Genomic DNA, 8,364 nt, shown 5'->3' on the forward strand with positions numbered 1-8,364 from the left:
ATGTGCGGCACGGCTCTCAGCCAAACGATCGGCAGTATCGCTACAACATCACAAAGGCGGTGCGGCAAATGTCTGAGGCACTATGCGTCGAATAAACGGGTCGAGCACAAGTCTGGCGGGCAATCTCCCCCCTTGAGGGGGAGATGTCGGCGTAGCCGACAGAGGGGGGTGCCCCAAAGCGCAGTCCCAAGCCGCCAGCGCGCCGTTCGCCGCCTACATCGCCGCCGTCACCGCCGCGCCAATCTCGTAATCCGCCGCATACCGCTCCTCGCGCAGCGGCTTCACCCGGTCGATGCTGTCCTGATAGAGGGGATGCGCCTTGTAGGCGGCCAAGGCTGCGGCATCGTCGAATTCGCCGTAGACGACGAGGTCGATGCCTTGGTCGAACTGGTCGGTCTTCACATTGGTGCCGATTTCCAGCCGGTTTGCATGCGGAATGCCGGTCAGGATCGACAGCCCCGCCTGCACCGCCTCGAGATTTTCCGGCCGCACGGTGAAGAAGACGATATGGCGGATCATGGCGAGCTCCCGGCAACAGATCAATGCTGCGGCGCGATAGCATGGCCGGCGCGCCCGCTCAATGCCGCGCCCGCTCAATGCCGCACCGGGTCGACAGCAGCCTCACAGCCCCGCCCGGATCGCCGCGTCGAACAGCCTCGCCGTCGCGGCCACCTTGCCGGCCCGCTCCAGCCCGTTGATGATCCGGCGTGCGCCGGTCCAGTCGGCCTTCTGGCCGTCGAAATAGTCTTTCAGCCGATGGCCCGTGAATGTGCCCTCGGTCATGCCGGCCAACATGATCGCCACCGCCACGTCAGGCCGCAGCGCCAGATCGGGATCGGCGACGAGATCGACACCCGTCACCCGGCTCATCGCCGCATAATTGGCCTTGTGCGTCAGTTGCACCAGCCCCCGTCCCAGCCAGCTCTTTGCGTCCGCATCGCGCCGCCAGTAGGGCGTCGCCACCCAGGGCAGCCGGCCGCCGCGCCAGGCGCGTTCCAGGATGGCGATCGCTTCGTCGTCTGTTGCCGCCAGCGTCTCGCGCACCGGCTGCATCCTTGCCGCCGTCTCGTGATGGGCGGTGGCCAGCATATAGGCAAGGCAGCGCGGATCGCCCCAGCCGCGCCGCTCGAACCGGGTGAGAATCGCCTCCATGCCCGCCACCTGATCAGCCGTCAGCCGGCCGCCGAACACGGCAGCGCGGACGCCGGCAAAGAACGTCTTTCTGGCGATCGGCATGGCGATCCCTCACTTCTGGCGGGTGAAAAAATGGCGAAGGTCAAGGGCGCGCAGGTGGGCCTGAAAAAATCTGCGGATTTAAACCGATTGAAGAAAATTCAATCGTTTAAAGGGGCATCGGCCCATATTTACAAAGATTTAACACTGTGGAACCTTCCGCTCACAAGGACGTTTGAGGCACAGACTTCCAACGCGAGGAGGATAGACATGCAGACGAATACCGCTTCCCAGACCAAGGCCCCGGCCGTATCAGCCACGTCATCGGCGCCTATTCCGGCCCATGTGCTGGAACGCCTGGAAAACGAATGGCGCCAGATGCGCGCAAGCTCGTCCCAGCCGTCTACCGCTTCGAAATAAGCGATCCACCGCTCAAGTTTCACATCAAGTCCCAGACCGGCGCCGAAAGACGCCGGTTTTGTTTTGCCCTGTTTTGTTTTGCCCGCGCCGCCAGCCCCACCCGCTCTTCTCCCCGTCAAGATGGGGAAAAGATGCCGGCAGGCAGATGAGGGGCAGACACCCACACGAACACCGAAACCAAAGCCTCCCGCTCAGATCCCCCGGATGCGCGGCTCGCCGACGCCCTCCAGCAGAAGCGCCGTCAGCGCCCAGACGAGTGCGTCGAGCCGGTCGGGCGAACGGCCGCTGCTCAGGCCATCCGGGCCGAAATCGCACATTTCATCTTCTGTTACCTAACTTATTGTTTTTGCTACCGTCTTGTTTTGCATTTTTAGATTGTTTTGCAATTCGCGCTTCTTGCTCGGTCTGGAGCATCTGCCGGACGCCGGCTTTCGCCGAAGCTTTCCTATCCACGTTGCGGCTGTAGCGCTCGACCATGGCGGGCGACATGCCGACGATGTCGCAGATCTGGGGAACGGTCATGCCGCCCGCTCGATAGCGCCCTACGGCGGTAGCCCGGAGGCCATGGAGTGTCAGGCCTGCCAGACCGGCGATCTTGTCGCGCTGCGCGGCGAAGTGCTTGGAAAAGAGCTTGCGGGTGTATGGCTTGCCATCGGCCCGCCCCCCTTGCTGTCGCAAAAGGGGACCATCAACCGTTGTCCAGCCAGCCATTTCCGTCTCCAGCTCCGGCAAGATGGGGCAGAAAATGGGAACCTTCCGCTTCTGGGTGATGATCTCAAACCCGCCGTCATCGATATGGTGCGGGCAGAGCCGAACCACATCGCTCCCGCGCATTCCGCTGTAGCGGTAGAGAAAGAACCCACGACGAACAGCGCCTGTCAGCTTCGCCTCGGCGATCGCCAGTTGCTCCGCCGTCCAGGGCATATGGCCAGCCTCTGCCTTGTGCGCAGTCAAGCCCTCGGTGATCATCACGGCAGAGTATTCATGCTTTCTGAGCCACTTCCCGAACGAACGCATGGCCGACAGAAAGTTGTTCGCGGCACCTGGTATGGCATCCATGCTATGGAAAAGCGCCTCGACGTGCCGCGCCTTCAGGCCTGCAGGCGAGAGCGCTCCCCAAGCCTTCCGCGCCGGCCTTACCGATTGCTCATAGAAAAGTGCCGAACTGGGTTGGATGCCCTTCTTTGCGCGAACATCGATCAGCCATTTATCAATGGCTGAATCGACGGTGAGCGGCGGCAGCGCGTTGTCTTCGCCGAGCAAAGCTCTGTATGCCGGCCAAAATTCAGGCGCCCGGATGTCCGGAAGCCGATGGCGAGGGCCGGGGTTTTTCGTCCCCCGGCCCTTCTGGAAATAATAGTAGGGCTTGCCGCGCGACACTTGCGCCCAGACATAATCCGGAAGCTCTATAGAACCAGCTCTACGCTTTCGTCGCATTGAGTGCCCCCAGCATGTATGGGTCCGCTTTCGGAACCTGAGAACTGCTGCCCTCACCTCCCATAAGGCCCTGAATGTCGCTCCACTTCCAACGCACTGTGCCGGTCGACAGTTGTATCGGAGGAGGTAGCGTGCCGCGTTTCACCATTGAACGGACGTTGCTTTCCGACATGTCCAGTTCGCGGGCAAGCGTGGCGATGGAGACGAAGGATGGCGGGCGGGAACCGTTGATTGCCTTCGCCATCCTCATCCCCTCCACCGATTTCTCAACTCACCTTGAGCCAAGTCGATCTTTGTTTGCACCAGGTCGAGACGCTCTCGGATCACGGCGATTGAACAGCCAAGGTCCAGGAACTCCTGGATTTGTTTGCTGTCGCTCGCCTCCTCGGCAAAGTATTCGAAGCTTATCTGCATGAGGCGCGACAGTGCTTCAGCTTCGCGCAACGCGTCAAAGGCAACACTCAAATTGTCTTGAACGTCCATCATATCCCTGCCCCTTCGCCGAGTTTGCGAATGATCGGCAGCGTTTCGGCGCTGTAGATCTGGCGCGGACCAACCTTGTTTTCGCCGTTCCACCAGGCCGCTGCATAAATCCAGCAGCCGTCCATATCCGACCATATGAGATCGACCCAAAAAGGGTGTTCGCCGTGCCCTTGCCTCAAGAGATAGAGCCCATTGCCTGACCATTCGCCTCGCGGATACCGGGTGGTGAAGATGATTGTGCGGTCGCCGGTGTCCTCGCTCGTCACACGCGTCACTTCGATTTTGCAACTCTCGTTCATTTTCAGAAGTATGGCCCTGAGCTGCGCGACACAGACCGACAACTGCGCATCGAGGCTCAGACTGTCGTCAACATCGACGGCTTGAGGCTGTCGAGGCGGGGCAATGGAATGTCCCGCCTCGACGAATGCCACGGCAGGCAAAGTTGCAGCGGAGCCGGCGGCAGCGATGGCTATGAATGCGCGGCGAGAGAGTATATGGCTACCGGTCATGGCGAGCCTCCGCATCATTCAGCGTCTCGCGGGCATTGAGCAGGATTTGCAGAGTGCTTGAGGTGACGTCGGCCATTGACGTCACGTCGCCTTCCTGGTGGTAGTCGCCGGCCCTCATTGCCAGGTGAAGAACCCGAAGAAGGTCAATTGCCATGTCGACGTGGTCCAGCGCCCGTGTTTCATGAAGCTGAGGGCAGACCATTGCCAAAATGACAGATGGTGTAATATGGTCTTTATGCATTTGGATACCTTTCTGGGTATTTAGGAAAAGGGCGAAGTCGGTTCTCAGGCCGTGACTTCGCCCTTTTTCGTTTCCTTCATCTCCATCAGCCCTACCTCGATCAGCCGCCGCAATGCCTTTGCGCGCGAGCCAATTCGGTTGTCGAAACGATAATCATCAATCTGCTGCAGGAGCGACGGTTCAAACATGACGGGAACCCGTTCCGTTTTTCGTTCTGTCATCTTCACCTCCATGAGTGCGAGTTGCATCCATTGGATTTTTGACACAAGTGGCACATGGGTGCAAGTAGCACTCATTGCATTTTTAGGTGCAACTTGCCATCACTGCGATATGAGCGAAGAAACGAAGTATCCGAGCCAACTTGCTGAACGCTTTCAGATCCGCATGCCTGACGGCCTGCGTGACGAAATTAAGATTTCCGCGGATCTCAATGGAAGGTCGATGAACGCTGAAATTGTCCAGCGCCTCAGGCAATCCTACCAAATGCCGAGCCCGGATAAACTGGTCATTGCCCTTCCGGATGAGGTGCAACGATCAGTCGAAATCGATGCAATCGCCCGCGACATGACGGAATCGGATCTAGTTGCGGAAATTCTGAGTGCGAAATACGCACCGGGTAGTGACCACGTCCGCACGCTTGATCGTCTTCAGGAAGAGATTCTAAGAAACGCTGACCTGAGAGACCAAGTCGCGGAAACAAGGGAAAGGCTGGAGCGCGACTTTGTGCTCTACTATGGCAAAGCGGTTCAGCTCAACCAATTTGCAAAAATGGTGACGAACAGCAATGCCGTTCCTGAGTTCATCCGATCAGCCGCAACCGAGCTGGAGATGCTAACAAGCTCGGAACTTACAATGCTACGCCGCCGATATGAAGAAGGCCTGTTCTGGGTTGAAAGACGCGACCTGGAAAAACGAAATTCGAAAGAAGCTGCGACCATCGAAACAGACCCGTTCGCGAGCGTCGATCTAAGTGCCGAGGGTGTTGAAGCGATGCTCGATCAGCTCGACCGCGAACTTGAAAGTGCGCAAATGAGGGGCACGGCGGAAAGCTCCAAACCTGGTTGGGATTGGAACGTGGACCAGGCGGACCCGCCAACGCCGGTTCAAAAGCCGAAAAGCGACCGCGCGAAGAAGGCCTGAAGCTGAGGCGGGGAGTTTATGAGCCGACAAGGTAAGCTATTTGTCGTTGCGGCGCTGTTCTTTGCGCTGGCGATCAATCTCATTGTCTATCACAAAGTAATCATCGACTGGATAACGTGCCTTCAGTCGGATCAGATCCGCAATTGGCTCGGCGCCTTGAGTGGTTGGGCCGCAGCGCTGGCTGCCGTCATTACCATTCGTGTGATGTTGCTCACCGATCGAAATGTCAATCGGCGCCACATGCAGTTACTTTCTCGGCAGGATCGAGAAGCAACCGTTCGGGCCGAGCGCTTCCTGAATCCGAGCTACACGGAGCTTGATGCTGTCGACAAATGGGCCAATCTCCTTGTCCCGCAAATAAGGGGTGATTTTAGAATTGAGCGAGATGCTATGGAGTACATCCTCAACCGGACGGGACAAGTTGTCACTCGCTCCCAGTTTTTAGCAGGCGAGTACATGTTGGATGGAACTGCAGCGGCAGCCTTGGTGCAAATTCAGACTGCACTACCTGAGGCAATGCGAATTTTCGGCCTTATTACAAATCCCGGCATTCCCCTGTTCGATGAACAGTCCAATAGAGCGCTCGGCATCCAAATGCGGGAGCTGGCGGTGGGGAGAATGTGCTTGCTCGCGGGTATGCGCAAGCTCGCGGAGGAATATCAAATCACTCTTGAGCACGGAGCAGAGCCCACTCGGCCGATGACCTTAAGCTTGGAAGCCACCGGGTCACTCCATCATTCTTAAGCGATAGTGGACGAGTGAACGACCGCCGCTGCCATCGTCCGACATGGATTGAAGGATGTCAGAGCTTCGCGGAACGCCTCAGCACTCGGCTGATTGCTTATTGCGAGCTTCAGGGTTCCGTCGCAGTGTTTCACCGGCATGGCACGCTCAAGAATGTAATCGAATCCATATATGATCTCGATTGCCAGCATGCACATCTCAAAAGAGATGACTGCGTTCGATACGGCTTCCCACTGCTCAGGACGCTGTGTACGGAATGCGTCGACGAAACGCTTGTCCCCTGAAAGCAGAACCCGCCCTTCCGGCTCGTTGATGAGGATAGCCGCAAGGACATGTTCACCACCGTCGATGCCGTCGACATCCGCCAGCACCTTGTAACCCTCGGACGCGTAAATGGCCTCAATGAGATCATCAGTCAAAGCAGGCACTACTGCGACAACGGCTTGCGCTCGAGTCACCGCCGCGTCTGGATCGACCTCTTTCAACATCTGTGTGATTTTTCGGCGGTTTGCCCGCTCGCTGCTAGTCGACTGCAACCGATAGGGCTGTGTAATGCCCAGTGCGTCCACGGCTTCAAACCATAGATTGCAGCAACAAAGCTTGAGAAATACGTCCCTGTCAAACAATCCAATCACAGCGATGTCCTACAGCAGTGACAGTTTCTCGAGATACTCGATACTGTCGTCTCTGAGGGCATCGACATCGATGTGCTTCTGCAGGGCAAGCCGGCACGTTTCTGCAGCGGTGCTCTCCGCTGGGAGTGCTTTCAAAGCAGCTTGTCCCAGTCCGTACGGCTTCTTTCCGCCGACGAGAGAGTTGTGAACGGCATTGAGGATCACATAGCCAGGGCTCATACCATGAGCACGAGCATAGGCGAGTGCGATCTCGGCCAACTCGGGCGCTCTCGGAAGCGGTTGTCCCAGGCGGACTTCCTTGCCTCCCGGTGCAAGAACATGCGTCGAGTATCCGTTGGCTTCTTCTTCCTGTTGGTCACGTCCACCGCCATCAACATCAACGGTGTCGTCAACGATGGCCTCGCCATCATGCTCAGGAAGATGTCCTTTGGCGATGTGACCGAGTTCGTGAGCGAGAACAAAAAGCAGCCAATCAGGATGAGGTACCCGCTTGGTCAGAATGATGACCGGACGACCAGCAACGAAAGTCACCATCCCTTCCATCTTCCGGCCTTGGACAGGCATGTTGGGAAGGTAAATGACAGGAATCCCAAACGACCAGCAGGCGTTGAGCAATACAGGTAGATCGACCCACGTTTTGTTCGTCGTCTTTAGAACGGCCGCGCGAAAATCGCTTGGATTCTCTGGGATACCCATCCACTTGGCCGTAGTGGCCTTGGCGACCAGACGAGCACAAGCGGTCGCAACACCGCGCGCTGCTATGACTTGATCGAGAGCAGTCCCGACGGTTGTTTTGAAGCATGCAGCAGGAAGGTTTCGGTTCGCGAGTTGACCGTTTTCTCTAACCTCAAGACCTGCATTTCGAGACAGGAAAGTTTTAAGTTCGAGAACGCCAGAATTGCTGTCGAAGGCAGTGTCGGCCCAGTCTGGCAACATACCCTTGAGGGACTTCCACTCAAGACCAAGCCCCGATAGCTCAGTGCGGAGCTCTCGTTCAAGTTTTGCGGGCGTGGATTGCGCTAGAATCAGTGGGGCATCCTCCAGTTAGTAGTGGTAAGCCTTACAAATAGTATCTCAAGTTGTGAAGACCAGATTATGTCTCACACATCTTTAATTTATTGTACGACCTCGCGCCTCGCAGAGGCACCAGGCTCACTAAGGTAGATTGAACTCCTCCAATAATACCCGGTTGCAACGAAAATCTTTCTTGCGCCATCGTAGCACTGATCCGCGGTCAGTCCTAACCAGCACCGTCGTCTCGTGCCGAAAAGCTCGTTGTTCATACCGATAGCCCGGAGTTGAAGCGCGTTTTTTCAACGGCATAGCGAGACTACGCGATTTGGCCGAAATGTCGAAGGCTTGGACCTTTCTTCGGGTGGGAGCTTCCCATCGCGCGCAATGCGGCGCGATAGCGTTACCACAATTAAGGCATCAGAAACCAACACAGCATTCGACCGCTTCCCACTTTGCGTCAGCCTCTAAATGCTCGCGCAATCGAGCCAAGAGCTGCTCTCCCAGCTCCCGAACCTGAACCGTATGCGGCGTCCACGCCCCATTGATTTTTCAGTTGCAGCGGCTTGAT

General features: G+C 57.3%; 13 protein-coding genes and 1 pseudogene. 3 read left to right on the plus strand and 11 right to left on the minus strand.

Annotated elements, in window-relative coordinates:
- Positions 1 to 213: 213 nt before the first annotated feature.
- Both PDO_RS05780 and PDO_RS05785 read right to left on the minus strand, forming a co-directional pair.
- On the minus strand, positions 214 to 519 hold the full coding sequence (locus tag PDO_RS05780; protein ID WP_007599079.1) for a Dabb family protein: 306 nt from the start codon (positions 517 to 519) through the stop codon (positions 214 to 216).
- 102 nt (positions 520 to 621) lie between these two features.
- A complete protein-coding gene (locus PDO_RS05785) occupies positions 622 to 1,236 on the minus strand; it encodes a glycoside hydrolase family 19 protein (RefSeq protein WP_007599081.1) in 615 nt (204 codons plus the stop codon).
- Between the two features lie 30 nt (positions 1,237 to 1,266).
- Between PDO_RS05785 and PDO_RS05790 the strand changes: the two genes are divergently transcribed.
- The gene (locus tag PDO_RS05790; RefSeq protein WP_007599083.1) at positions 1,267 to 1,593 is read left to right on the plus strand and encodes a hypothetical protein; all 327 of its coding nucleotides are present in this window, start codon (positions 1,267 to 1,269) and stop codon (positions 1,591 to 1,593) included.
- A gap of 191 nt (positions 1,594 to 1,784) precedes the next feature.
- Here the strand turns inward: PDO_RS05790 and PDO_RS05795 are convergent.
- The 7 genes and pseudogenes from PDO_RS05795 to PDO_RS28540 form a co-directional block, all read right to left on the minus strand.
- Positions 1,785 to 1,919: pseudogene (locus tag PDO_RS05795) on the minus strand (DNA-packaging protein); the annotation flags it as partial.
- Positions 1,912 to 3,030, minus strand: a complete 1,119-nt coding sequence (locus PDO_RS05800) for a tyrosine-type recombinase/integrase (protein ID WP_007599090.1) — start codon at positions 3,028 to 3,030, stop codon at positions 1,912 to 1,914. The pseudogene PDO_RS05795 and the gene PDO_RS05800, both read right to left, overlap by 8 nt.
- Positions 3,014 to 3,274, minus strand: coding sequence for a helix-turn-helix transcriptional regulator (locus PDO_RS05805; protein ID WP_007599092.1), 261 nt, complete (start codon positions 3,272 to 3,274; stop codon positions 3,014 to 3,016). Before PDO_RS05805 ends, PDO_RS05800 begins: the two co-directional genes overlap by 17 nt.
- Before the next feature lie 2 nt (positions 3,275 to 3,276).
- Positions 3,277 to 3,516 (minus strand): hypothetical protein, encoded by a 240-nt coding sequence (locus PDO_RS05810; protein WP_007599093.1) that lies wholly within the window; start codon positions 3,514 to 3,516, stop codon positions 3,277 to 3,279.
- The gene (locus tag PDO_RS05815; protein ID WP_007599095.1) at positions 3,513 to 4,022 is read right to left on the minus strand and encodes a hypothetical protein; all 510 of its coding nucleotides are present in this window, start codon (positions 4,020 to 4,022) and stop codon (positions 3,513 to 3,515) included. Before PDO_RS05815 ends, PDO_RS05810 begins: the two co-directional genes overlap by 4 nt.
- Positions 4,012 to 4,176 carry a hypothetical protein gene (locus PDO_RS28220; RefSeq protein ID WP_160167021.1) on the minus strand — a complete coding sequence of 55 codons (165 nt, stop codon included), beginning with the start codon at positions 4,174 to 4,176 and terminating at the stop codon, positions 4,012 to 4,014. The genes PDO_RS05815 and PDO_RS28220 overlap by 11 nt, the downstream gene beginning before the upstream one ends.
- 131 nt (positions 4,177 to 4,307) lie before the next feature.
- Positions 4,308 to 4,484, minus strand: a complete 177-nt coding sequence (locus PDO_RS28540) for a hypothetical protein (RefSeq protein ID WP_007599099.1) — start codon at positions 4,482 to 4,484, stop codon at positions 4,308 to 4,310.
- A 109-nt stretch (positions 4,485 to 4,593) separates the two neighbouring features.
- On the opposite strand from PDO_RS28540, the gene PDO_RS26645 reads away from it, so the two are divergent.
- The gene (locus tag PDO_RS26645; RefSeq protein ID WP_007599101.1) at positions 4,594 to 5,403 is read left to right on the plus strand and encodes an Arc family DNA-binding protein; all 810 of its coding nucleotides are present in this window, start codon (positions 4,594 to 4,596) and stop codon (positions 5,401 to 5,403) included.
- An 18-nt stretch (positions 5,404 to 5,421) separates the two neighbouring features.
- A complete protein-coding gene (locus tag PDO_RS05835) occupies positions 5,422 to 6,147 on the plus strand; it encodes a hypothetical protein (RefSeq protein WP_007599103.1) in 726 nt (241 codons plus the stop codon).
- Here the strand turns inward: PDO_RS05835 and PDO_RS05840 are convergent.
- Both PDO_RS05840 and PDO_RS05845 read right to left on the minus strand, forming a co-directional pair.
- Positions 6,144 to 6,782, minus strand: a complete 639-nt coding sequence (locus PDO_RS05840; RefSeq protein ID WP_007599105.1) for a hypothetical protein — start codon at positions 6,780 to 6,782, stop codon at positions 6,144 to 6,146. The genes PDO_RS05835 and PDO_RS05840 overlap by 4 nt on opposite strands.
- 9 nt (positions 6,783 to 6,791) lie before the next feature.
- Positions 6,792 to 7,718 carry an ImmA/IrrE family metallo-endopeptidase gene (locus PDO_RS05845; protein ID WP_037072743.1) on the minus strand — a complete coding sequence of 309 codons (927 nt, stop codon included), beginning with the start codon at positions 7,716 to 7,718 and terminating at the stop codon, positions 6,792 to 6,794.
- Between the last annotated feature and the right edge of the window lie 646 nt (positions 7,719 to 8,364).

Source organism: Rhizobium sp. PDO1-076 (genome assembly GCF_000247475.1).
Classification (GTDB): Bacteria; Pseudomonadota; Alphaproteobacteria; order Rhizobiales; family Rhizobiaceae; genus Allorhizobium.

Excerpts from the sequence above, each read along its gene's own strand:
- PDO_RS05780 (WP_007599079.1), bottom strand. The coding sequence starts at position 519 with ATGATCCGCCATATCGTCTTCTTCACCGTGCGGCCGGAAAATCTCGAG.
- PDO_RS05785 (WP_007599081.1), bottom strand. The coding sequence starts at position 1,236 with ATGCCGATCGCCAGAAAGACGTTCTTTGCCGGCGTCCGCGCTGCCGTG.
- PDO_RS05790 (WP_007599083.1), top strand. The coding sequence starts at position 1,267 with ATGGCGAAGGTCAAGGGCGCGCAGGTGGGCCTGAAAAAATCTGCGGAT.
- PDO_RS05800 (WP_007599090.1), bottom strand. The coding sequence starts at position 3,030 with ATGCGACGAAAGCGTAGAGCTGGTTCTATAGAGCTTCCGGATTATGTC.
- PDO_RS05805 (WP_007599092.1), bottom strand. The coding sequence starts at position 3,274 with ATGGCGAAGGCAATCAACGGTTCCCGCCCGCCATCCTTCGTCTCCATC.
- PDO_RS05810 (WP_007599093.1), bottom strand. The coding sequence starts at position 3,516 with ATGATGGACGTTCAAGACAATTTGAGTGTTGCCTTTGACGCGTTGCGC.
- PDO_RS05815 (WP_007599095.1), bottom strand. The coding sequence starts at position 4,022 with ATGACCGGTAGCCATATACTCTCTCGCCGCGCATTCATAGCCATCGCT.
- PDO_RS28220 (WP_160167021.1), bottom strand. The coding sequence starts at position 4,176 with ATGGCAATTGACCTTCTTCGGGTTCTTCACCTGGCAATGAGGGCCGGC.
- PDO_RS28540 (WP_007599099.1), bottom strand. The coding sequence starts at position 4,484 with ATGACAGAACGAAAAACGGAACGGGTTCCCGTCATGTTTGAACCGTCG.
- PDO_RS26645 (WP_007599101.1), top strand. The coding sequence starts at position 4,594 with ATGAGCGAAGAAACGAAGTATCCGAGCCAACTTGCTGAACGCTTTCAG.
- PDO_RS05835 (WP_007599103.1), top strand. The coding sequence starts at position 5,422 with ATGAGCCGACAAGGTAAGCTATTTGTCGTTGCGGCGCTGTTCTTTGCG.
- PDO_RS05845 (WP_037072743.1), bottom strand. The coding sequence starts at position 7,718 with ATGTTGCCAGACTGGGCCGACACTGCCTTCGACAGCAATTCTGGCGTT.